Source organism: Streptococcus sp. CF4-3 (genome assembly GCF_024295385.1).
Taxonomy (GTDB): domain Bacteria; phylum Bacillota; class Bacilli; order Lactobacillales; family Streptococcaceae; genus Streptococcus; species Streptococcus infantis_I.
The window spans coordinates 21,449-45,781 of sequence record NZ_JANCPN010000002.1; the positions used below are offsets into that span (position 1 = coordinate 21,449).

Consider the following 24,333-nt stretch of genomic DNA (forward strand, 5'->3'; position numbering starts at 1 on the left):
TTTCTTTTAAAGTTTTTACTCCCTATTATACCATAATTCCTAGAAAAGCAAAATAGAAAGAAGCCTTGGAATATCCTTCCAAAGCCCCTCAGTCCTTCATAAAATTCGGAGGTTCACTCGCTCAATGAAATCTTTACTTCTTTTTGCTTTTAGAGCTTTGATTTCGCTCGCGATTTTGTTGGATGCGCCACTCTCGCTCAAAGTAAGACATGGTTTCAAATACTCTCTTTGGTAAGCCAACATCCAGCAAATAGATTGGGATTTTCAAAACGTTAGAATGTTTTGAACTTGTAAATCTACTTCGAAGACGATACCAGAAAAAGTTGGATTTTAAAAGTTCCTTGTCATAAAACTGAACCTCAATCATATAAAAATCCCTTGCATTTCTACTGCCCTTAATTCTCGTGAGAGCAAACTTTTCTACCTGTTCCCAGGAATAAAACTGCCAGTCTTTCTTTGGAAATGGTTTATAGAAAAATCCTTGAGCCGTACATTTCAAATACTCTTTATCAGAAAAAAGCCGTCGCAAATGTTGATACAAAATGAAGCCAACGATGAGGATCAAGAAACCGATAAAGAGAATTAAAGCCACCAATCCCGCAGGTGCTTCTTCGGGATAGCTCAGCAAAAACGAAAGGATCCAAAGTAGAAGAGCCAATTCTAGTAGATAAAGAATAAGGCTCAAGACGATTTTCTTACTACTCCATTTAATAATTGTTTCTTCCATTATACTAACTCACTTAAATATTCATAGCGTTCATATTTTTCCAGCAAGTCTTCATTTTTCTCGTCTAACTCTTTTTGAAGGGTAGCTAGTTTCCCAAAGTCAGAACCATTTGCTAGCATTTCTTCCTCTATAGAAGAGATGCGGTTTTCTAAGGCTTCGATATCACCTTCAATACTTGCCCACTCCTGCTTTTCTTGGTAAGTCATCCGTTTCTTTTCTTCACGTACTTTGACGACTTTTTCCTTCTCAACTTTTTGATTTTGTGTTACTGCTTCTGCTTCAAAGGCCTTTTCATCTAGATAATCTGTATAATGGCCAAAGAAAGGACGGATGGTTCCATCTTCAAAAGCAAGAATCTTAGTTGCTACCTTATCAAGGAAATAGCGGTCATGACTAACTGTCAAGACTGGTCCTGCAAAACCTTGTAAGAAATTTTCTAGAACTGTTAAGGTCGCAATGTCTAGATCATTTGTCGGCTCGTCCAAGAGAAGCACATTGGGTTTTTCAAGGAGTAATTTGAGGAGGTACAGACGCTTCTTCTCTCCACCTGACAGCTTCTCAATCAAGGTACCGTGCGTTGAACGAGGGAAAAGAAATTGTTCTAGTAACTCAGCGATTGAAGTCGTAGTACCACCACTAGTCTTAACCTCTTCTGCCACTTCCTGCAAGTAATTGATAACTCTCTTGCTTTCATCTAAACCTTCGATTTGTTGAGAGAAATAAGCAATACGAACTGTTTCACCGATGATAACTTGTCCTTCAGTAGCTTCAAGTCTTCCTGCAATAAGGTTAAGAAGGGTTGACTTCCCAACACCATTGTCCCCGACGACTCCGATACGGTCTTTGGCTTGCACTAAAAGGTTAAAATGTTTCAGAATCGGTTTATCGTCATAGGCAAAGGAAACATCCTTAAACTCAATGACCTTCTTACCGATGCGACTGGTTTCAAAATTCATGCTCAAGTCTGTCTCAAGGCTAGTATCTGAAACTTCCTTTTTCAAGTCATGGAATCGATTGATACGAGCTTGTTGCTTGGTCGCACGAGCTTGAGGTTGCCGTCTCATCCAAGCTAATTCTTGTTTGTAAAGTTGTTCCTTTTTGTGAAGAAGAGCTGCGTCACGCTCATCCTGTTCAGCCTTGAGACGGACATAATCTTGGTAATTCCCCTGATACTCTGTTAATCCACCTCTATCCAATTCAAAAATTCGCGTAGAAAGAGCATCTAGGAAATAGCGATCGTGGGTGATGAAGAGAACGGTCTTCTTGGAATTCTTCAAGAAAAGTGTCAGCCACTCGATGGTCGCAATGTCCAGATGGTTGGTTGGCTCATCAAGAAGCAAGAGATTATGATTTCCTAAAAGCACTTGCGCTAATTGAACCCGTCTACGAAGACCACCCGACAAAGCTCCAACAGGAGTTGATAATTCTTGAATACCTAGTTTACTGAGTACCGTTTTGACCTGACTTTCGATTTCCCATGCTTGGAGAGAATCCATCTCCGCCATGACCCGTTCTAGACGCGCCTGCTTGTCCTCACTGTAGTTGAGCATAAGCAGTTCATACTCCCGAATCAACTGGATTTCCTTGAGGTCACTGGATAAAACAGTATCCAAGACAGTCTTGCTATCATCAAATTCCGGATTCTGGGTCAAATAACCAATCTTGTAATCACTCTTTGCTGAAAAAGGGCTAATATCGCCATCAAAACCTGAAACACCTGAAAGAACATCTAGAAGGGTCGTTTTCCCAGTTCCGTTGACACCGATAAGACCGATACGATCCAAGTCGTGGATGATAAAGGAAATATCCTTAAAGACAGTCTTGTCACCAACGGATTTGCTTAGTTTTTCAACGATAAAATCACTCATTTTCTCTCCCTTAAGTATGCATGAATGGCTTCCACTTCATTATCTAGATTACCATCCACAATAGCATACTCAATTTCCTCTAGAACAGCTCCTAATTCTGGACCTGGATGATAGCCATATTCCTTGATCAGAATGCCACCATTAATTTGCATCTCTTTCTTATCATGAATGGTCAAGCTCTCGTAGGTTTCTGTGATAGCTTGCGGATTGACTTCTTTTCCTTGAGCTCGGCGAAGATTTTCAGCCTGTAAAAGCAAATTTAGATCAAAACGGTAACAATCACGTTTACTTAATTCTCCCTCATCTCGAAGAAACAAGATACTCAATAAATCCTGTACTTGCTTAGCAAATTGACGTGAAGTCTTCCAATGTTTCAAAAATTGCTGAGCATCTTTCACTTCTAAAGCCCATAAAAGTGCTGTCCAAGCTTGTTCAGATGATTCAAAGGTGAAATCATCTTCTAAGTCAAATAAAGACTGGAGTTTGTCCTGACTACCTGCCATATCTGGAAGATAATCATAAGCTTTACTTGCAATCATAGAAGATAAACCTACTCGCCAATGAGGGGCTAGCAGAAGCTTGTCAAATTCGACAAACGTACGCTCCACAGAGATTTTTTCTAAGAGTGGCGTTAAGGTCTTCATCGCTTCAAACGTTTCTTGCTCAAGTTCAAAACCAAGACTAGCTTGGAAACGAAATCCACGCATGATGCGTAGAGCATCTTCATTAAAACGTTCACTAGCTACACCAACTGCACGTAGAACTTGATTTTCTAAATCTTGTAAACCATCAAATAAATCAACGATTTCCCCTGCTTCATCCAAGGCAAAGGCATTGACTGTGAAATCTCGGCGCTTGAGATCTTCTTCGAGTGAACGAACAAAAGAAACTGAACTTGGTCTACGATAGTCTACATAAATATCTTCTGTTCGAAAAGTAGTTACTTCGTACTCTTCATCTCCATCTAAAACCAAAACAGTTCCATGCTCAATGCCAATATCAGCTGTCCGTGGAAAAATCTGCTTGGTTTCTTCTGGATAGGAGGACGTCGCGATGTCCACATCATGAATGGTACGATTTAGCAGGGCGTCCCTAACGGATCCACCAACAAAATAAGCCTCAAATCCTGCTTCTTTAATTTTTTCTAATACTGGTAAAGCCTTCTGAAATTCAGAAGGCATTTTTGTTAATTTCATAGTAAGTGTTCTAATCCATAGACAAGCTCATGACGCTTGACAACTTCTTTGATTCCCAAATTCACCCCTGTCATGAAGGAGCTACGATCATAGGAGTCATGACGCAGGGTCAATCCTTCTCCTTGATTTCCAAAAATGACCTCTTGATGAGCTACCAAACCTGGTAAACGAACCGAATGGATTCGCATACCATCAAAGTTAGCTCCACGTGCTCCCGCAATGAGTTCTTCCTCATCACTAGCACCTTGTTGAATAGACTCACGAACTTCAGCCATCAACTCAGCTGTTTTGATTGCTGTCCCGCTTGGAGCATCTTTTTTCTTATCATGGTGAAGTTCAATAATCTCCACATTTGGGAAGTATTTAGCTGCCTGTGCTGCAAATTGCATCAGTAAGACAGCACCCAAGGCAAAGTTAGGAGCAATCAATCCACCCAAGCCTTTGAAACGAGACAATTCTTTTAATTCTTCGATTTCTTGACTGGTGAAACCTGTCGTTCCTACTACTGGAGCAAAGCCATGTTCAAGAGCAAAGAGTGTATTCTCATAGGCGACAGCTGGTGTAGTAAAGTCCACCCAAACATGGGCATCAAAGCCTGCTAAGTCATTTTTATCATTGAATACTGGAATTCCTTGCCATTCAGATGCAGACTCAAAAGGATCCAAAACAGCTACTAGTTCAAGTTCAGGATCAGACAAAACCATCTGACAAGCAGATTGGCCCATTCTTCCCTTAAAACCAGCAATAATCACTCGAATACTCATCTTTACTCCTATCTAAGATACAAAGCCTGCAAGAACACAAAGTGAAAATAGGAGTTCTGATCAAGGAGTTTCTTTTCCTTGGAAGAACTATCTTTTTCACATAGGGTTCCAGGCGTGTTCAATTCTAAGATACAAAGGACGTTAGCTGCCCATGAAAAATAGGGAATGGCGCTGACTTTCCACGAAAGGCAAGACAGGCATCTTTTTTCAAGAGGCAGATAGTCCGTGTTCAATTTTAAGATACAAATCCTGTTAGAACAATCTAGACGATTGGTGTATAACCTAAAGCAATACTTCCTTCTCCCAGGTGAGTCCCAATAACACTACCGAAGGTTGCAATTGAAATGTCTGTAGCTACTCCACCGTCTAACAAAAGCTGAAGCAAATCAGCTGCTTTTTGAGGAGCATTCCCGTGAATGACAGTAATCTGGTAATTGCCATTAGCTGTTGCTTCTTTAACAATTTCAACCAAACGTTTTGTTGCTTTCTTCTCTGTACGAACCTTCTCATAAACTTCGATAACACCTTGGTCATTGAAATATAGAATTGGTTTAATGCTAAGAAGATTCCCTAAAATAGCTGCGCCATTTGATAAACGACCACCTTTAACCAGATGATCAAGGTCATCTACCATGATAAAGGCTGAAGTATTTTCAATCTGTTCGGTTAACTTATCTAGTATAGACTGGAAATCATCACCCTGCTCAGACCATTGAAACACACTTTCCACCATGAATCCTAGTGGTGCACTTGTAATTCGAGTATCAGGAAAAGCGATGGTTAGACTTTCGAACTCATCCGTCATATACTGGATGTTCTGGTGAAACCCTGAAATTCCAGAAGATAGAAAGAGACCCAAAACATGAGTATAGCCCTTTTCTTTTAATGACGATAAAATTTCATCCAACTTTGCAATACTTGGTTGACTTGTTTTAGGTAGTTCAGATGAACGAGCCATTTTTTCATAAAATTCTTGAGCGGTTAGATTTACACCTTCAACATACTCCTGTCCGTCGATATTCACAGGAATGTCAAGCACAAATAAATCTTCTTTCCGCAAGGTTTCCGCTTGTAGAAAAGCAGATGAGTCTGTTATGACCGCTAATTTCATTTTTTTAAAACTCCAAATTAATTCCTGGTAAGTCTAGTGCAATTTCCGTTACTTCATAAGTCAAACGGTTTAGCATATCCAAAGAAGGACGAGCAAGCGTCTCAACTTCTTCTTGACTAAAATCACTTGGTTGATCTACGATACGACCTTCAACGTGGTTTACTTGAGAAATAGTACCACTGATAACAAATTTATCGAAGACAATCATAAAGCTCAAAACAACTACGAGAGAAGTCACCTGATTTTCTTGGTCATGTTGAAGTAGTTGGAAGTTCACATCAACCTTTGTTTCAGGAATTCCGTTCTCATTTTCCCATTCAAAGTTACGAGCATCAAAGTGATACTGACTAACAAATTCTTGTTCACGTTTTAAATTCATCATATTCTCCATGGTTACAATTTACTTTGACATTGTAACATATTTTCTTATTTTCTGCTAACTTTCCTAAATTCCGATTTCTGCTTTCACAACTTCAGCAATGGTATCCACATAGTAATCTACTTCTTCAGTTGTTGGTGCTTCAGCCATGACTCGCAAGAGTGGCTCAGTTCCACTTGGGCGAACGAGAATACGTCCGTTGCCTGCCATTTCTGCTTCCATCTTATCGATAATAGCCTTGATAGCTGGTACTTCCATGGCCTTGTCTTTCATGGTGTTTTCCACACGGATATTAACCAATTTTTGTGGGTAAATTGTTACTTCTGAAGCCAACTGAGATAAGCTCTTACCTGTTTCTTGCATGATCTTAGTCAATTGAACTGCTGACAACTGACCATCACCAGTTGTATTGTAGTCCATCAAGATAACGTGACCTGACTGTTCTCCACCGAGATTGTAGCCTGATTTTCTCATTTCTTCAACGACATAGCGGTCTCCAACAGCAGTGACAGCTTTATTAATGCCTTCACGATCCAAGGCTTTATGGAAACCAAGGTTGGACATAACTGTTGTTACAATTGTATTTTGTGCCAATTGACCTTTTTCAGAAAGGTATTTACCGATGATATACATAATCTTATCACCGTCGACAATCTCACCATTTTCATCTACTGCAATCAAACGATCGCTGTCCCCATCAAAGGCTAAACCAATGGCAGATTTACTTTCTTTTACAAGTTCTTGCAAGGCTTCTGGATGAGTCGAACCAACATTAAAGTTAATGTTCAAACCATCTGGAGTTTCTCCAATGACAGTAATTTGAGCACCCAAATCTGCAAAAATTTGACGAGCACTTGTAAAAGCTGCTCCATTTGCAGTATCCAAGGCTACCTTCATCCCTTCAAGAGCTGTTCCAGTTGAAACCAGGTAGGCTTCATACTTGCGTAATCCTTCTGGGTAATCAACAACAGTACCTAATCCTTCAGCACTTGGACGTGGGAGAGTATCTTCACTGGCGTCAAGCAAGGCTTCGATTTCTGCTTCTTTTTCATCGTCTAGCTTAAAGCCATCGCCACCAAAGAATTTAATCCCGTTATCAAGGGCTGGGTTGTGGCTAGCTGAAATCATGACACCTGCGCTCGCTCCTTCAGTTTTCACCAAATATGCTACTGCAGGCGTAGCAAGTACACCAAGTTTATAAACGTGAATTCCCACAGAAAGAAGACCAGCAATCAAGGCTGCTTCTAGCATTTGACCTGAGATACGTGTATCGCGTCCAACAAAAACCTTAGGCGCTTCTGTCGCATGTTGACTGAGGACATATCCTCCAAAGCGACCCAATTTAAAGGCCAATTCTGGCGTTAATTCTACGTTTGCTTCTCCTCGGACTCCGTCCGTTCCAAAATATTTACCCATTTTATCATTCCTTTTCTAGTTTAATGTTTATTTTAAGATTCTGACTTCGTTTCTGCTGCTGTCGTTGAAGAGTTTTCAGTAGATGAAGTATTACTTGTTGTGGTTGTGCTACTTGTTGTTCTTACAGCTTTGGTCGTTACTTTCATAGTAGTTTCAAAAGGTGTAATCACTGTTGGTAAGACAGCCCCATTTTTATCAACAGCTTGCAAAGGAACTGATCCAGAATAGTTCCCTGTAATCTGTTCACTCGTTGGTAAAACTGCAACAATCCGATCAATCTTAGATAGTGTATCCGCATCACTAGTTACTGAAACTTTTTCATCAGAAACAGTCACACGTTCGATTATAATCTTCTCATCAATTTGACTAGAATCAATTTGAGGTACAACAGGTACATTATCTCGAGTAACTTTCTTACCAATCTTGACTGTGATCTTTTGAGGTGTTGCTACAGCTGTCAAACCACTTGGAAGATTTTCAATGGTCAAGGGAACTTCAATCGTTCCTTCTGTAGCTTGCGTCAAATCAGCAGTCACTTTAAATTTACGAGTGCTCTCTTGCATCTCACTAGCCAAGGTGACTCGATTTGAACCCGTTAGAAACACTGTTACTTCTGAGCTGAAACCACTGATAAAATATTGCTCACTATCATATTGAATATCAATCGGTACATTGACTACTGTATTGGTATAGGTTTCAGTTTTAGTTTGTCTTGCGTTGGTATTGTTTTGATAATTGATTGATGTTGCATAGATAAACAGGACACATGCAAAGAGGAGTGAGGAGAGGATATAAAGACTATTTCTTTTCATTATTCCAGCCTCCTAATAGACGTTCTTTTAAGCTTAGTTCTTGTTCATCCTTAGGTATCAGAATACGACGTAGTTCTTCCTCGAAATCTTCCAAACTTAGATCATGTTTGAAGACACCATTATAGGTGATGGATATACCTCCAGTTTCTTCAGACACAACAAAAGTAAGGGCATCTGAAACTTCTGATAAACCTATGGCTGCACGGTGACGAGTTCCGAACTCTTTGGAAATACCTGTGTTTTCAGTCAGTGGTAAATAGGCAGAAGTCACTGCAATCCGATCTCCACTGATAATGACTGCACCGTCATGGAGAGGCGTATTAGGGATAAAGATGTTAATTAATAACTCAGCAGAAATCTTAGCATCTAAAGGAATTCCTGTAACGATGTACTCCTGCAAGGTTCTCACACGTTGAACAGCTACCAAAGCTCCAATCTTTCGCGGGCTCATATACTCAACCGATTTTACAAAAGCCTGTACCATCTGCTCTTCTGAACTTATAGGAGTATTTGAAAAGAAGTCCGTAGCTCGACCTAATCGTTCCAAACCTGTCCGAATTTCTGGAGAAAAGATAACAACCGCTGCGATAACTCCATAGGTAATCAATTGGTTAATCAACCAGGAAATAGTCGTCAAGCCCAAAAAATTAGCCGCAATCTGAGCTAAGATAAAAACTAAAACGCCTCGAACCAGAATCATAATCTTGGTTCCTGCAATTGATTTTGTAAATTGATATAAGATATAAGCGACGATTAGAATATCAATCACATTTATCGCAATACTCCAAGGACTGGAAAACAAACTAGACCAGTATTGAAGATTAGATAATTGCTGAAAATTCATCCTGTGTCCCCTCTCCAAAAAAGCTTCTCTTCATTATACCATTTTTAATGGAAATTTTCTCCCCCTTACCTCATTTTAAATTGGCAGAAAATATGATAGAATAAAATGATAAAAATGAAATAAGGAGAAACCATGTCTGAATTATATGATATTACCATCATAGGGGGTGGCCCAGTTGGTCTTTTCGCAGCCTTTTATGCAAATTTACGTCAAGCTAAAGTACAAATCATTGACTCTCTTCCCCAATTAGGTGGTCAACCTGCCATTCTTTATCCTGAAAAACAAATTCTTGATGTCCCAGGTTTCCCAAATCTCACTGGTGAAGAACTAACTAATCGCCTCTTAGAACAACTAAAAGGTTTTGATACACCAGCACATCTCAATGAAACTGTTCTTGATATTGAAAAAGAGAATGATATTTTTAAGATTACAACCACTAAAGGAACTCATACTAGCAAAGCTGTCATTATCGCTATGGGTGGAGGTGCCTTTAAACCGCGTCCACTTGAATTGGATGGTGTTGATAGTTATGAAAATATCCATTACCACGTTTCTAACATTCAACAATATGCTGGCAAGAAAGTAACCATCCTGGGTGGAGGAGACTCTGCTGTGGACTGGGCCTTAGCTTTTGAAAAGATTGCTCCAACTACACTTGTTCACCGTAGAGACAACTTCCGTGCGCTTGAACATAGTGTCCAAGCCCTTCAAGAATCATCTGTTAGTATCAAAACACCATTTGTGCCAAGTCAACTTCTTGGAGATGGAAAAACTCTTGACAAGCTTGAAATCACAAAAGTCAAATTCGATGAGACCGAAACTATTGAACTCGACCACCTCTTTGTCAACTATGGCTTCAAATCATCAGTTGGTAATCTTAAAAACTGGGGACTTGACCTTAACCGTCACAAGATTATCGTCAATAGCAAGCAGGAGTCAAGCCAAGCTGGAATTTACGCTATCGGTGACTGCTGCTACTACGATGGTAAGATTGACTTGATTGCAACAGGTCTTGGTGAAGCACCAACTGCTGTCAACAATGCCATTAATTACATTGACCCAGAGCAAAAAGTACAACCAAAACACTCTACAAGTCTATAAGAAAAGAACCACGAATCCTAGGATTCGTGGTTTTATAGTTCCTCGGCGATTTTATTAATCTTTCTCAGTCGATGATTAACACCACTTTTTGTGAGTGGATTTGTCAAACTGTCTGCCAATTGTTGGATAGAGTAGTCCGGATGTTGAATGCGCAAATGCGCTACTTCCTGCAAATCTGCTGGAAGATTATCCAAGCCAATTCTATCTTTGATTTTACTGATATTGTTGATAGTTTTCATACTCGCAGAAACCGTACGAGCGATATTTGCTGTCTCTGCATTATTAGCACGATTGAGATCATTGCGAGTTTCTCGGAGAATCTTGACGCCTTCAAAAGTATCTCTCGCCTCCATGGCTCCCACTAAAATCAGGAAATCCATAATATCTTCCGCTCGCTGAAGATAGGTCACTGCCCCCTTTTTTCGTTCGATCACTTTAGCATCTAGCAAGAACTGCTGCAAGAGCGAAGCAATCCCTTGGGCGTGGTCCAGATAAACAGAACTTATTTCTAACTGATACTTGCCTGACTCAGGATCCCGAATACTCCCATTTGCTAAAAATGCACCACAGAGATAGGCACGACCTGCTTCCTCATCTCCTAAAATATCTGGATCAATCCCTGTTTCCAAACCAAAGAAAGAATCGGCCAAACGCAAATCTGCTAAAAGTTCCTGGACTCGCTCATCCGTAAATACAGTATAGACGCGATTTTTCCGTAGATTACTTCTCTGGTGGTGACGAATCTCAGACTTGATGCCATAAAAGTGCAAGAAAGATTCATAGAGATGACGGGCCAACTTAGCATTTTCTGTAATGACGGACAAGGTCAAACCAGAGCTCGATAAACCAATACTACCAGACATCTTGATAATAGCTGACAATTCATGACGACTCAGGTGATGCTGACTTAAAATTTCTTCTTTTACTGCTACTGTAAAACTCATTTTCTCACCTGTATGATCCGCATGAGCTCATCTACGATTAAATCACCATCGTGAAAGGCTCCCCCATTTTCCAAGCGTAGAAAGTTGGATGAAATGACACGTGGGACTTGCTTACGCAAACCTTCAAAATCATGCTCAACCTGCACCAAATATTCATCAAAACGGTTGGTATCCATATAGTCCCTCGGAACCTTTTCGATATTAACAAGGACAGTATCGATAAATGGACGGCCCAAATGACGATGTAAGACTTCTACGTGATCACTATCTGAGAAATGCTCCGTTTCTCCACGTTGAGTCATAATATTGCAGACATAGGCAACCTCTGCCTTAGTCTCTAGAAGAGCCTGTCCAATTTCTTCAATAACAATATTTGGTAAGATGGATGTAAAGAGCGATCCCGGTCCCAAAACAATCATATCACTCTCAAGAATGGTATTGACAACACGACGGCTGGCCTGCGGTTTCTCATCGTCTAGAGTGTTTGTCACATAGACATGGTCAATCATACCTGGATGATCTGCAATGTGACTTTCCCCAGCTACTTCTGAACCATCTTTAAAGACAGCATGGAGTGTCAAAGGATGGTCACTTGATGGGAAAATCTTCCCTGTAGTATGGAAGAATTTACTCAGCAATTGCATGGCATTATAGGTCGAACCCTGCATTTCAGATAATCCAGCTATGATAATGTTTCCTAATGGATGACCTGCAAAAGCACCTGCATCCTCTGAAAAACGGTATTGAAAGACCTTTTCATAGAATTTTGGCATATCTGACATGGCTACAAGGACATTACGTAAATCCCCTGGAGGTGTCAACTGTTGAATATTTTTTCTTAGTTCACCTGAAGAACCACCATCATCCGCAACGGTTACTATGGCTGCAATTTCGACGTCTTTTTTCCGTAGACTATTTAAAATAACAGGGATTCCGGTTCCTCCACCGATCACCGTAATTTTGGGTTTTCTCATGAACGGTTTACCGTTTCCTTTCTTCGGTCTTTATCACGATGACTTTCATTTACAGGCCAACTTTTAGATAGGTCATTCGCTAAACGCTTGGCAAAGGCAACACTTCTATGCTGTCCGCCAGTACAACCAATCGCAATCGTTAAGACTGATTTGCCCTCTTTTTTATAGCCTGGTAGGATTGGTTCAACCAAGGCTAACAAATGTCGGTAGAAATCTTCAGATTCCTCATGGTTCATGACATAGTCATAAACTGCCTGGTCTTCACCTGTCTGATTCCGAAGTTCTGGCAGATAGTATGGGTTTGGCAAGAAACGAACATCAAATACCAAATCAGCATCAATTGGAATGCCGTATTTAAACCCAAAAGACATGACCTCAATACGGAAAGACTGCGTTTGTTCTTGGTCAGAAAACTGCTCTGCAATAGTCTTACGAAGTTCACGAGGAGTTAATTCTGTTGTGTCAACCACGTTTTGACTCATATTTTTTAATGGAGCCAAGAGTTCGCGTTCCAACTTAATTCCGTCCAAGATACGACCATCAGCTGCAAGTGGGTGACTTCTTCTAGTTTCCTTATAACGTGCCACCAATTCCTTATCAGCAGCATCCAAAAAGAGAATCTTGAAGTCTAGATCATCTTGGTTTTCCAATTCATCCAAGACAGCCTGAATCTCTGAGAAGAAAGAACGACTACGCATATCAACCACTAAAGCTAACTTGTGGTCATCATCCTTGGTCTCGACCAACTGCAAAAACTTTGGCAAGAGAGCAGGTGGCATATTATCAATGGTAAAATATCCTAAATCTTCAAAGGACTGAATGGCTACCGTTTTCCCTGCACCACTCATCCCTGTCACAATCACCAGGTGAAGTTGTTTCTTTGTCATCATAGTCTCCTTATATCAAAAGAAGTTTGGAAGAACCAAACTTCTACTAGCTTATCCAATCTCTGCGATGACTTCAATTTCGACTTTTACATCGCGAGGAAGACGAGCTACTTCCACAGCTGAACGAGCTGGAAATTCCTTGTTAAAGGCTGTTTGGTATACCTCATTAAAAGGTACAAAGTCGTTCATATCACTCAAGAAACAAGTTGTTTTAACAACATGGTCAAAATCTGTACCTGCTTCTGCTAAAATAGCTCCAATGTTTTTCAAGACTTGTTCTGTCTGTTCTTGGATTGTTTCTCCTACGATTTCTCCAGTTTCAGGAGATAGAGGTACTTGACCGCTAGCGAACAAAAGGTTGCCAACGATTTTTCCTTGAACGTAAGGTCCGATTGCTTTTGGAGCTTTATCTGTATGAATTGTTTTTGCCATATGTATTCCTCATAATTTTTCTAAAATAGCATCCCAAGCTTGATCCATTCCTGCTTTTGTTACGGATGAAAAGAGGATAAAATCATCACTTGGATCAAAGTTTAATTTCTTTTTAATAGCTGATTCGTGCTTATTCCATTTCCCACGCGGAATCTTGTCTGCCTTGGTCGCCACAATGATGACAGGAATTTCGTAATATTTAAGGAATTCGTACATCTGCACATCATCTGCCGTCGGATCATGACGAAGGTCAACGAGACTAACAACCGCTCGAAGATTTTCTCGAGTAGTCAAGTACTCCTCAATCATACGACCCCATTTTTCACGTTCCTTTTTGGAAACACGGGCATAACCATAACCAGGCACATCCACAAAACGCATCTTGTCATCAATATTAAAGAAATTGAGTAGTTGTGTTTTTCCTGGTTTTCCAGAAGTACGAGCCAGATTCTTACGATTGAGCATGGTGTTGATAAAGCTTGATTTCCCCACATTTGAGCGACCTGCCAGAGCAATCTCAGGAAGTTCATCCTCTGGATAGTGGGACTTGTTGGCTGCACTCAGCAAAATCTCAGCATTGTGTGTATTGATTTCCATAGTCACCTCTAGGCTGTCTCTAGAATTGGCTTAGCCGTTCCGTCAACTGCTTCTTTTGTGATACGAACAGTTTTCACATTTTCTTGACTTGGAACCTCAAACATAACATCTAGCATGGTTTCTTCGATAATTGAGCGAAGACCACGCGCACCCGTTTTACGTTCGATGGCTTTGTTTGCAATTTCTTGGAGAGCTTCGTCGTCAAATTCAAGCTCCACATCATCATAAGAAAGCAAGGTCTGGTATTGTTTAACCAAAGCATTTCTTGGTTCCTTCAAGATGCGAACCAAATCATCTACAGTCAACTGCTCCAAGGCTGCAAAGACAGGCAAGCGTCCAATCAACTCAGGAATAATACCGAATTTTTGAATATCTTCTGCGATGATTTCTTGCATGTAAGAACTATTTTCGTCAATAGCCTTGTTGTTTTGTCCGAAACCAATCACTTTTTCACCCAGACGCTGTTTGACAATCTCTTCGATGCCATCGAAGGCACCACCCACGATGAAGAGGATATTCTTGGTGTCTACTTGAATCATTTCTTGTTGTGGATGTTTGCGTCCACCTTGAGGAGGAACACTTGCTACTGTACCTTCGATAATCTTAAGGAGGGCTTGTTGCACACCTTCACCAGAAACATCACGTGTGATGGAAACATTTTCGCTCTTCTTAGCAATCTTATCAATCTCATCGACGTAGATAATCCCACGTTCTGCACGTTCAATGTTAAAGTCAGCTGCCTGCAAGAGTTTGAGGAGAATGTTTTCCACGTCCTCACCTACATAACCAGCCTCAGTAAGAGCCGTTGCATCAGCAATAGCAAAAGGTACATTCAAACTTCTAGCAAGAGTCTGAGCAAGGAAGGTCTTCCCTGATCCAGTTGGGCCAATCATTAGAATGTTTGACTTTTGCAAATCCACATCTTCAGTCTCTTCACGAGTGTCATGGAAATTGATGCGTTTGTAGTGGTTATATACAGCCACTGCCAGAGCCCGTTTGGCACGATCTTGACCGATCACATAGTGGTTCAAAATGTTTAGGAGTTCGATTGGTTTTGGTACCTCAGACAAGTCCGCCAAAACTTCCTCAGCCAACTCCTCACGAATAATTTCCTGGGCCAACTCCACACATTCATTACAGATAAAGGCATTGTTCCCAGCAATTATTTTTTTAACTTCTTCTTGGCTTTTGCCACAAAATGAGCAATAAACCATCATATCATTTTTCCTATTTGTAGACATGATTCCCTTCCGTTCTAACTATTCATTCTATCTAAAATAAGGTCATATAAAAAGCATGAATGCTATTCACCAAGTTTGTAAAAGCATTAAGCCAAAGTAGAGTAGCAAGTCCAAAGCGCTTTTTACGAAAAGCGTGTGTTCCAGCTACAAAACAGACAGCACACAAAAGAGCTGTAAAAAATCCAAAAATACTACGCTCCATTAGACTTCCTTTCTCTTTCTATATTCGATGGTAAAATCATAGGCATTTTTCTCATCTCTAGTATAAGATTTGCTTGCAACAGTCTCAAAAGCAGTCAAGTCAAAATCTTCTGGGAAATAGGTATCCCCTTCAACTTGAGCATGAATTTGTGTCACAATAATCTCATCGAGATAAGGTTCAAAAAGCTGAAAAATCTGCTTGCCACCAATGATATAGAGATTCTTAGCCTGATGATGATACCAGTCTAAAACATCCTCAACATTTTGGAAAACCAGAGCACCATCAATTGACTCTTCAGGATTGCGCGTCAAAATCAAGGTCTCACGTCCTGGAAGCAAACGTCGTCCCATTCCATCAAAGGTTACACGGCCCATTAAAATGGCATGATTCAAGGTTGTTTCTTTAAAATGTTTTAACTCTGCTGGCAAATGCCAAGGCAAACGATCCTCTTTCCCGATTACACCCTTTTCATCTTGAGCCCAAATGGCTACGATTTTCTTTGTCATGCTTTCATCCTTTTCATTGATAGTTCTATTTTATCAAAAATCTTCAAAAAAGACTGTTTTGGAATGCCCTCCTGAATAGAAAAAATCCGTAGAAAACTTCTACGGATTTTTAGAAAAATGCAGTATCTTACAAACCAGGTGCTTGTCCTAATTCTGCTGCAAGCATCCAAACTGTTTTTTCAAGGTCAGCTTTAGCACCAACGAAGATATCATTGGTTACATCATCACCTTCTTCATCTGTTACATCCAATGCTTTTTGGAAAAGAGTGATAAGGTAACGATAAATTTCAAGGACACGTTCCAAACTTTCTTCTACGTTACGGAATTCTCCAACTCCTTCTTCGATTTCACTGTGTTGAAGGAATTCTGTCAAAGTAGAGTATGGTTTGCCACCAAGTGTAATCAAACGTTCGCTGATTTCATCAAGGTAAGCATCTAGACTATCCATATATTCATCCATTTTAGGATGCCATACCATAAAACCACGTCCACGCATGTACCAGTGTACTTGATGAAGAGCGATATGTGCTACGTACAAGTCAGCTACGGCTTGATTCAAAACTTCCTTTGTATTTACTAGCGCTTCTGCCGCTGGTTTAGTTAATGTTGCTACGTCTTTTAATGCATCTTTTTTCAATTCTACCATTTTTCTCACCTCATAATATTATTTTTGCAACCATATTTATTGATTACTATCTCAGTATACTACTCCTAGTAGATAAAATCAAGGAAATTAACCCATATTAAAAAAGTTGTAATTGACTGATAATTTAAGAAAATGAGAAGATGTTTTTTAGTTATTTTCGCTGTTTTTATTAGAGAATTGGCTTTGATAAAGGTCATAATAGAAACCTTTTGCAGCTAAGAGACTTTCATGATTTCCTTGTTCGATAATCTGTCCATCTTTCAGCACCAAAATCTTGTCCGCTTCCTGAATAGTTGAAAGGCGATGAGCGATAACAAAGCTTGTTCTCCCCTTCATCAAGCGCTTCATGGCCTTTTGAATCAAGAGTTCTAAACGTGTATCAACTGATGAGGTCGCTTCGTCCAAAATTAAGATTTTAGGATCCGCCAAGAGAGCACGCGCGATAGTTAACAACTGTTTTTGCCCAAGAGAAATATTACTTGACTCTTGGTTCATTTCCATGTTATAGCCACCAGGAAGGGTGCGGATAAAGTGGTCTACATTGGCAGCCTTAGCAGCTTCAACGATTTCTTCATCTGTTGCATTCAGATTTCCAAAGCGAAGATTTTCCTTGATACTTCCTTCATAGAGCCAGGCATCCTGTAGGACCATCCCAAACTGTCGACGATAGTCCTGACGAGACAGATCACGAATATCTTGGCCATCCACTAAAATGGCACCAGCTGTCACATCGTAAAAACGCATGAGAAGGTTAATCAAGGTTGTTTTCCCTGCTCCAGTAGGTCCAACGATAGCTACCATCTCTCCAGGTTCAACATCTAAGTTGAAATTACGAATCAATGGTTTGTTTTCCACATATTGGAAATCGACATTTTTGAAACTAACTTGGCCTGTCAATGGTGCTAGTTCTTTCACTTCAGCAGTTTGGACTTCTTCCTGTTCATCTAGAACTTCGAAGACACGATCAAGCGAAGATTTAGCACTTTGCATTTGTCCAGCTAACTGAGTAATATTTTGGATCGGCTGGCTGACCTGCCACACATATTGAACGAAGGCCTGCATGTTACCAATCGTCAAGCGCCCTGCAATAACCTGCAAACCACCTAAGACAGCAACAATCAGGTAGGTTAAATCAGATACGATGTGAAGGGCAGGCATCATCAATCCTGAAATAAAGCTCGCCTTAAATCCGACTTGTTGCAATTCATCCGTAATCTTTTCAAATCTCTCTTGAGAGTTTTCTTCACGTCCGAAAAGTTTTAAAACATTGAAACCTGTCAAGTTTTCCTGTACAAATCCATTCATACGTCCCAATATAGCCGCCTGCTGCTTAAAGTATGGCTGCGAACGATTTAGAATCGTTTTAGCTCCAAAATAAGTCACTGGGATCGACAAGATAACAATGATAGCCAACTGAAGATTGAGATAGAGGACCATACCCATAACAAAAATAATGGTAAAGACTGCATTAACAATCTGTAAGAATGATTGTTGGAGTGCATTAGATACGGTCTCTACATCACTAGTAAAACGTCCCAGCAAATCTCCAAATTGGTGCTTGTCAAAGTAGGACACAGGGATGCGGTTGATTTTTTCGCTCATTTCATTTCGCAAATCCTGTATCATAGACTGGACAGCATTGGTCATGAAATAGTTTGAGTAGTAAGAACCCAACTCATAAAAAAGACCACGCAAGAGATAGATCACCAGAATCACTGCGATATAGCCAGTATTAATACCTGCTCCTGCAACACCATTTGCCATGGCAAGGAGGTTGCTGGTTAACTCAGTGATAGCAAGCCCCAATATGAATGGCTCAATAACACTCATTATGACGCTGACTATTTTCAAGAAGACTGCAAAGAAAACAGAGAAACGGTAGGCTTTTAAATAGTTCCATAGACGAGCTAGACTAGATTGTTGTTTCATCCTTTACCTCCTATTCTTCTGTCAGAGACGCATTTTTCAACTGCGACTCAGCAATTTCTCGATAGATGTCATTGGTTTCCATCAATTCTTCATGACGTCCACGACCAACGATTTCGCCCTTATCAAGGACGATAATCTGGTCCGCATCCATAATGGTTCCAACACGTTGCGCAACAATCAATACCGTAGCATCTTGAGTCACTTCCTTGAGACGACGGCGCAAGATAGCATCTGTACGGTAGTCCAAGGCTGAGAAGGAATCATCAAAGATATAGATATCTGGACCCTTGATGACTGCGCGGGCAATCGACAAGCGTTGCTTTTGACCACCTGATAGATTACTTCCCCCTTCAGCCAGATGAGTTGCAAAACCTTCTTCTCGACTTTCGATAAAGTCTTTGGCTTGGGCTACATCAGCTGCTTGGTGCAAGTCCTCATGACTGGCATCCTCTTTTCCGTAACGGAGATTATCTGCGATAGTCCCTGTAAAGAGCAAGGCTTTTTGTGGAATAAAACCAATTTTCTGGCGGAGTGATTTGAGACGGTAATCCCGGATATCAACACCATCGACCTTAATTTTCCCCAGTGTAACATCATAAAAACGAGGAATTAACTGAACCAGAGTAGACTTACCTGACCCAGTCGAACCGATAAAAGCAATGGTTTCTCCCGGTTTAGCAGTAAAGGAAATGTTATGCAACACAGGGCTTTCTGTTTCCCCAGGATAAGCAAAGGTCACATTATCAAATTCTAAGTAACCATGTGTTTCTGTTTCTTGAATTCCGTCCTCATTTGGATCAATGGAAATAGGCATATCCATGATTTCCTTCAAACGTTCACTGGATACGGCCGTTCTAGGGTACATGGTAAAAAGGTTTGACAAGAAAAGGAAAGACAAGAGGGCGTGGAAACTATACTCGATGAAGGCTACCAAATCCCCAATCTGCAAACTTCCTTGCTTGAGAGGATCTAGAGCAAACCAAACGATAGCTACAATCATAGCAATAATGATTTGCACAAAAAGCGGCTCTGTCAAACCAGTCAATTTGAACAAACGATTTGAATTATCCGCATAGATCGCATTTTTCTCTTCGAAACGTTTTTCTTGGAAATCTTCACGAGCAAAGGCACGAATCACTCGTAGCCCCATCAAATTTTCACGGACATATTGGTTTATCCTGTCCAGTGTTTTCTGTTGTTTTTCAGATAAGGGGCGCGTTTCCACCGCCACATAAAGGACTACTACAGCTAGAAAAGGAACTGAAAAAGCGACAATCCAAGCTAGTGAAGGACTAGTCAAGAAAATCATGAGAATACTCGATAGCATCATCATGGGTGTGATAACACCCAACTTAAGCGTTTGTTCTGCAAACTGCATGAGAACAAAGGCATCACTGGTAATACGAGTAACTAGTGAAGACACACCGATTTTTTCATATTCATGATGAGAATACTCTTGTAACTTAGCATAGACATCATTTCGCATGTCCTTAACCATATTTGTGGTCAGTTTACTAGCAGCATAGGATAGAACAACCCGCCCAAATGTCCCCAAGACGATAATAACCAACATTACGATAGCCCAAAAATAGAGCTTTTCTTCATTACCTTGATTAATCCCCTGGTCAATCATGCGAGCAAGAACAGTCGGTAGCCCAAGATTGACAATCACAAAGAAAATAGCTCCGAAGAAGTCTAACACTAACCACTTGGGATAACGTTTGAGATAAGACCAAATATAAAGCATAATTCTCCTTTCTTTTTCATTCAAAATGCAGAAAAGAGCGTGCTTTCGCACGCCTTTTTACTAAAAAGAAGACAGGCAGTCTTAACCTCGAGTGAGGGAACTGTCTGTCTCAGATATTTGAAGCTTATTTTACAAAGTCAAGCAATGCCAAGAAGCTTTCTGGATCAAGTGATGCACCACCAACAAGAGCTCCATCAACGTCTGGACAAGCCATGTATTCTGCAACGTTTTCAGGTTTAACTGAACCACCGTATTGAACACGTACTTTATCAGCTACTTCTTGACCAAAGTCAGCTGCTACAACGTCACGAACAACTTTACACATTTTTTGTGCATCGTCTTGTGAAGCTGATTTACCAGTACCGATAGCCCAGATTGGCTCATAAGCGATAACTGATGAAGCTACTTGTTCTGCAGTCAATCCAGCAAGAGCAGCTGAAACTTGAGCACCTACGAATTCAGCAGCTTTACCAGCTTCGTAAGTTTCAAGTGATTCACCACAACAGATAATTGGAAGCATACCGTTAGCAAAGATAGCTTTTGCTTTTTTGTTGATGTCTTCGTCTGTTTCGTGGAAGTAATCACGACGTTCTGAGTGACCGATAACAACGTAGTCAGTACCGATTTCTTTCAAAACTTGTGGGCTAGTTTCACCAGTGAAGGCACCAGCATTTTCAAAGTAAGTGTTTTGTGCAGCAACTTTAAGGTTAGAACCTTTAGCAGCAGCAAGTACAGTAGTCAAATCAAGAGCAGGTACTGCGATACCAGCTTCAACAAGGTCTGATGAAGGAAGTTTTGATGCTACAGCTTCAACGAATGCTTTTGCTTCTTCTGGGTTTTTGTTCATTTTCCAGTTACCAGCGATAAATGGTTTACGTGACATTTCACATACCTCTTTTTTCATTTTATTTTCTACTTATTTTATCATAAATAGAGAGAGCTTGCAAATTTTACTCTGTAACTAGAAGTCTTCTTTTCAAATACTTTCCAGTCGTCATTTCTATTTAGAGTCTGGGTTTTTCCTGGTCAATTTAACCACTGCTTCCGTCCGCGCAGTGTGTGGAAACATATCAACTGACTGGATATAATGCATGTCATAGACCTCCATCAATCTGACTAAATCACGTGCCAAGGTAGATACATTGCAGGAAACATAGACCATCTTTTCAGGAGCGTATTTGACGATGGTATCCAAGAGCTTGTCATCTAAACCGGTACGTGGCGGGTCCACAATCAAGGCATCCGCACGATAGCCTTCCTTATACCATCTAGGGATAATCTCTTCTGCTGTACCTGCCTCATAGTGGGTATTACTATACCCCATACGCTGGGCATTTGCCTTAGCATCCTCGATAGCTTCAGGAATAATATCCATCCCCCTCAGACTTTTAACTTTTTTGGCAAAGGCAAAGCCAATAGTACCAACACCACAATAGGCATCAATCAGATGGTCATTCTCATTTACGTCCAAGGCCTTAACGGCTTCACTATAGAGAATTTCTGTCTGTTCAGGATTGAGTTGGTAAAAAGCTCGAGGTGAAAGAGAAAATTCATAATCAAGAACACCTTCGCCTATACTATCTTGGCCCCAAATAATCTCAGTCTTGTCCCCATAAATCTCACTAGTTTTAGCAGTATTGGTATTGACTGCGACAGTCACTACTTCAGGATAATCCTTGACTAAATCTTTCACAAATTGAGTCAGATTTAATTGACGATTGGTCACAATGATGATCTGAACTTGCCCAGTTTTCCGTGCTCGACGAACCATGATGGTTCGAACCCCAAGGATTTTCCGTTCATCTGTAATCGGAATTTGATGGTAGGTCAAGAGCTCTGCCATTCGATTGGCAATAGCTTGCGTTTCCTTGTCTTGGACTAGGCAGTCTTTTAACTCGACCAAATAATGGGAATTCTGAGCATATAAACCAGCCTTGACCTGCCCCTTAAACTTTCGAGTTTGGAATTGTAGTTTAGCTCGATAATATTTGGGTTCCTGCATACCAATAGTTGGTCTGATTTCATAGTTTTCGTAATCAGCGGGTGCAAATTTCTTCAGAGCTTGATGGAGAAGGTCCGTCTTAAATTCCAGCTGCTTGTCATAATGCAGATGCATGATTTGACAGCCACCACACTCATTATAAATGGTGCAGTCTGGTACCACTCGAAACTTAGATTTTTTATTGACCTCAAGGAGTTTAGCCTCAACGTAGTTACGCTTAACGGAAGTCACCTGACAATAGATATCTTCTCCCTTGAGAGCTCCAGGAACAAAAACAAGGGTTTTCTGGAAAAATCCGATACCTTCCCCGTTTATCCCCATACGCTTAATTTTTAATGGAATTTTTTGTTTGACTTTAAGACTCATAAGTCTATTATACCACGTAGTTTCTCAATGTTTAAGAATATGTTACAATAAAACCATGAATACAAAGATATCTCATTTTTCCCCATTGGATTTTCCTGAGCAATTACGAACTTATATAGAGGGAGCAACTCTTTCTGACAGCTCTTCTCATTCAGGCGCAAGGGTTCTCTATCTTGATTCAGGTTACTATTTGAAAATAGATCAAAAGGGAAGATTAGAGCGAGAAGCTAGCATTGCAAGTTTGTTTGAACAAGAAGGAATAGGAACTCCAGTCATCCACTATCTATCTACAAATAAAGACTACCTCCTGACTAAAGAGGCTATTGGCCATGATGCTCTCGCTTTTTTAGATCAGCCAGATAAAATTTGCCGAACCATGGCCGAGGCTCTTAAAAAACTTCACAGCTTTTATCCGCAAAATTTCCCATCAGAAAATCATTTACAGGCCTATAAAGACAGAGCCTTGAAAAACTATGAAAAAGGTGAGTTCTATGCCAAGGCTCTCCTACCCCAATTCCGGATTAGCAGTCGCGAAGAGGCCTTCCAGCTCATTCGAGAAGATGGGCACCTTTTAAAGACAGATGCCTTTATTCACGGGGACGCCTGTCTACCGAACTTTATTCTAAAAGATGCTGACCACTTCTCTTGCTTTATTGACCTTGGCTTAGCTGATTTCAGTGACCGACATATCGATCTCTTTTGGGCAGTTTGGTCCCTCAACTATAACCTACATGACCCTAAATACGCTGAACTATTTCTTGACTATTATGGGAGAGAACAGGTCGATGTGCATAAACTTCGACTCGTTGCTGCCTTTGAAGCGTTTGGATAAAAGGAAAACCATGAAAATCACAAAACTAGAAAAGAAAAAACGTCTCTATCTGCTAGAACTTGATAGCGACCAAACCTGCTATATTACAGAGGATACCATTGTTCGCTTTATGTTGACCAAGGATAAGGAAATTAGTCCTCAAGAGTTTGCAGAAATTCAGACCTTTGCACAATTTTCCTACGGAAAAAACTTGGCGCTCTACCACTTATCCTTCAAGGCTCGTACTGAAAAGGAAGTCAGAGACTATTTAGTTAAACATGAGATTGATGAGAAAATCATACCACAAGTCATCCAAGCCCTCAAGGATGATAACTGGATCAATGACCGTCAGTATGCCTATGCGATCATCAATTCCAATCAGCTATCTGGTGACAAGGGAAGCTACATGCTCATACAAAAGATTTCTCAAAAAGGAGTTGCTAAGGCTGTTATCCAAGACGTCTTACAAGAATTTGATCTGACGGAAGTCGCAGAGCGTACAGCCGAAAAACTACTGAAAAAATATCAGGGTAAATTGCCTGCTCGTGCTCTACAAGACAAGATAATCCAAAATCTTACCAACAAAGGGTTTTCCTACTCGGAATCTAAAACAGCCTTTGACCAACTGGATAGCCAGATCGAAGAGGAAACCGTTCAGGAACTAATCTTTAAAGAGTTGGATAAGCAATATCGGAAATATTCGCGTAAGTATGAAGGATACGAACTCAAGCAGCGCTTGACCCAAGCTTTAGCTAGAAAAGGTTATGATTTTTCGGATATAGCCAGCGCTCTCAGAGAATATCTTTAATTTTTTCATGAAAAACTAAGAAC

At 40.4% G+C, this 24,333-nt stretch carries 25 protein-coding genes; 3 read left to right on the top strand and 22 right to left on the bottom strand.

Annotated features, from left to right (window positions below; all coding sequences use genetic code 11):
* Positions 1–133 precede the first annotated feature (133 nt).
* From NML75_RS01580 to cdaA, 9 genes are all read right to left on the bottom strand, one after another.
* The gene (locus NML75_RS01580) at positions 134–727 is read right to left on the bottom strand and encodes a hypothetical protein (protein ID WP_070677127.1); all 594 of its coding nucleotides are present in this window, start codon (positions 725–727) and stop codon (positions 134–136) included.
* Complete coding sequence (locus NML75_RS01585; RefSeq protein ID WP_070677126.1) at positions 727–2,595, bottom strand: ABC-F family ATP-binding cassette domain-containing protein; 1,869 nt, start codon at positions 2,593–2,595, stop codon at positions 727–729. The genes NML75_RS01580 and NML75_RS01585 overlap by 1 nt, the downstream gene beginning before the upstream one ends.
* Positions 2,592–3,791 carry a CCA tRNA nucleotidyltransferase gene (locus NML75_RS01590; protein ID WP_254733569.1) on the bottom strand — a complete coding sequence of 400 codons (1,200 nt, stop codon included), beginning with the start codon at positions 3,789–3,791 and terminating at the stop codon, positions 2,592–2,594. Before NML75_RS01590 ends, NML75_RS01585 begins: the two co-directional genes overlap by 4 nt.
* Positions 3,788–4,555: a 4-hydroxy-tetrahydrodipicolinate reductase gene (gene dapB, locus NML75_RS01595; RefSeq protein ID WP_006148044.1), complete on the bottom strand. Its 768-nt coding sequence runs from the start codon at positions 4,553–4,555 to the stop codon at positions 3,788–3,790. Before dapB ends, NML75_RS01590 begins: the two co-directional genes overlap by 4 nt.
* Positions 4,556–4,817: 262 nt before the next feature.
* The gene (locus NML75_RS01600) at positions 4,818–5,666 is read right to left on the bottom strand and encodes a DegV family protein (RefSeq protein WP_070677125.1); all 849 of its coding nucleotides are present in this window, start codon (positions 5,664–5,666) and stop codon (positions 4,818–4,820) included.
* 4 nt (positions 5,667–5,670) lie between these two features.
* Positions 5,671–6,045, bottom strand: a complete 375-nt coding sequence (locus tag NML75_RS01605; RefSeq protein ID WP_004252208.1) for a DUF1149 family protein — start codon at positions 6,043–6,045, stop codon at positions 5,671–5,673.
* A 66-nt stretch (positions 6,046–6,111) separates the two neighbouring features.
* Positions 6,112–7,461, bottom strand: a complete 1,350-nt coding sequence (gene glmM, locus NML75_RS01610) for a phosphoglucosamine mutase (RefSeq protein WP_070677124.1) — start codon at positions 7,459–7,461, stop codon at positions 6,112–6,114.
* Between the two features lie 32 nt (positions 7,462–7,493).
* Complete coding sequence (locus NML75_RS01615; protein WP_254733570.1) at positions 7,494–8,273, bottom strand: CdaR family protein; 780 nt, start codon at positions 8,271–8,273, stop codon at positions 7,494–7,496.
* Positions 8,260–9,117, bottom strand: a complete 858-nt coding sequence (gene cdaA / locus NML75_RS01620) for a diadenylate cyclase CdaA (protein WP_254733571.1) — start codon at positions 9,115–9,117, stop codon at positions 8,260–8,262. Before cdaA ends, NML75_RS01615 begins: the two co-directional genes overlap by 14 nt.
* 132 nt (positions 9,118–9,249) lie before the next feature.
* Here cdaA and NML75_RS01625 point away from each other — a divergent pair, with 132 nt between their 5' ends.
* A complete protein-coding gene (locus NML75_RS01625; RefSeq protein ID WP_254733573.1) occupies positions 9,250–10,218 on the top strand; it encodes an NAD(P)/FAD-dependent oxidoreductase in 969 nt (322 codons plus the stop codon).
* A gap of 32 nt (positions 10,219–10,250) precedes the next feature.
* On the opposite strand, the gene whiA is transcribed toward NML75_RS01625, so the two are convergent.
* The 13 genes from whiA to rlmD form a co-directional block, all read right to left on the bottom strand.
* Positions 10,251–11,162: a DNA-binding protein WhiA gene (gene whiA, locus NML75_RS01630; protein WP_254733574.1), complete on the bottom strand. Its 912-nt coding sequence runs from the start codon at positions 11,160–11,162 to the stop codon at positions 10,251–10,253.
* Positions 11,159–12,136 carry a YvcK family protein gene (locus tag NML75_RS01635; protein ID WP_254733575.1) on the bottom strand — a complete coding sequence of 326 codons (978 nt, stop codon included), beginning with the start codon at positions 12,134–12,136 and terminating at the stop codon, positions 11,159–11,161. Before NML75_RS01635 ends, whiA begins: the two co-directional genes overlap by 4 nt.
* A complete protein-coding gene (gene rapZ / locus NML75_RS01640; RefSeq protein ID WP_254733576.1) occupies positions 12,133–13,023 on the bottom strand; it encodes an RNase adapter RapZ in 891 nt (296 codons plus the stop codon). Before rapZ ends, NML75_RS01635 begins: the two co-directional genes overlap by 4 nt.
* Before the next feature lie 51 nt (positions 13,024–13,074).
* A complete protein-coding gene (locus tag NML75_RS01645; RefSeq protein WP_001140424.1) occupies positions 13,075–13,455 on the bottom strand; it encodes a RidA family protein in 381 nt (126 codons plus the stop codon).
* A 9-nt stretch (positions 13,456–13,464) separates the two neighbouring features.
* A complete protein-coding gene (gene yihA, locus NML75_RS01650) occupies positions 13,465–14,052 on the bottom strand; it encodes a ribosome biogenesis GTP-binding protein YihA/YsxC (RefSeq protein ID WP_006150399.1) in 588 nt (195 codons plus the stop codon).
* 8 nt (positions 14,053–14,060) lie between these two features.
* On the bottom strand, positions 14,061–15,293 hold the full coding sequence (gene clpX, locus NML75_RS01655; protein WP_247912698.1) for an ATP-dependent Clp protease ATP-binding subunit ClpX: 1,233 nt from the start codon (positions 15,291–15,293) through the stop codon (positions 14,061–14,063).
* A 31-nt stretch (positions 15,294–15,324) separates the two neighbouring features.
* On the bottom strand, positions 15,325–15,495 hold the full coding sequence (locus tag NML75_RS01660) for a hypothetical protein (protein ID WP_000442253.1): 171 nt from the start codon (positions 15,493–15,495) through the stop codon (positions 15,325–15,327).
* Positions 15,495–16,001 carry a dihydrofolate reductase gene (locus tag NML75_RS01665; RefSeq protein WP_049494683.1) on the bottom strand — a complete coding sequence of 169 codons (507 nt, stop codon included), beginning with the start codon at positions 15,999–16,001 and terminating at the stop codon, positions 15,495–15,497. The genes NML75_RS01660 and NML75_RS01665 overlap by 1 nt, the downstream gene beginning before the upstream one ends.
* Before the next feature lie 127 nt (positions 16,002–16,128).
* Positions 16,129–16,647 (bottom strand): Dps family protein, encoded by a 519-nt coding sequence (locus NML75_RS01670; RefSeq protein WP_254733578.1) that lies wholly within the window; start codon positions 16,645–16,647, stop codon positions 16,129–16,131.
* A gap of 147 nt (positions 16,648–16,794) precedes the next feature.
* Entirely contained in the window at positions 16,795–18,576 is a 1,782-nt protein-coding gene (locus NML75_RS01675) for an ABC transporter ATP-binding protein (protein ID WP_254733579.1), read from the bottom strand.
* Between the two features lie 10 nt (positions 18,577–18,586).
* Complete coding sequence (locus NML75_RS01680; RefSeq protein ID WP_254733580.1) at positions 18,587–20,323, bottom strand: ABC transporter ATP-binding protein; 1,737 nt, start codon at positions 20,321–20,323, stop codon at positions 18,587–18,589.
* Positions 20,324–20,447: 124 nt separating this feature from the next.
* Complete coding sequence (gene tpiA, locus NML75_RS01685) at positions 20,448–21,206, bottom strand: triose-phosphate isomerase (RefSeq protein ID WP_254733581.1); 759 nt, start codon at positions 21,204–21,206, stop codon at positions 20,448–20,450.
* A 117-nt stretch (positions 21,207–21,323) separates the two neighbouring features.
* Positions 21,324–22,691: a 23S rRNA (uracil(1939)-C(5))-methyltransferase RlmD gene (rlmD, locus tag NML75_RS01690; RefSeq protein WP_004252164.1), complete on the bottom strand. Its 1,368-nt coding sequence runs from the start codon at positions 22,689–22,691 to the stop codon at positions 21,324–21,326.
* Positions 22,692–22,746: 55 nt separating this feature from the next.
* Here rlmD and NML75_RS01695 point away from each other — a divergent pair, with 55 nt between their 5' ends.
* A complete protein-coding gene (locus NML75_RS01695; protein WP_254733583.1) occupies positions 22,747–23,523 on the top strand; it encodes an aminoglycoside 3'-phosphotransferase in 777 nt (258 codons plus the stop codon).
* A gap of 10 nt (positions 23,524–23,533) precedes the next feature.
* Positions 23,534–24,310 (top strand): recombination regulator RecX, encoded by a 777-nt coding sequence (recX, locus tag NML75_RS01700; protein WP_254733585.1) that lies wholly within the window; start codon positions 23,534–23,536, stop codon positions 24,308–24,310.
* Positions 24,311–24,333 lie beyond the last annotated feature (23 nt).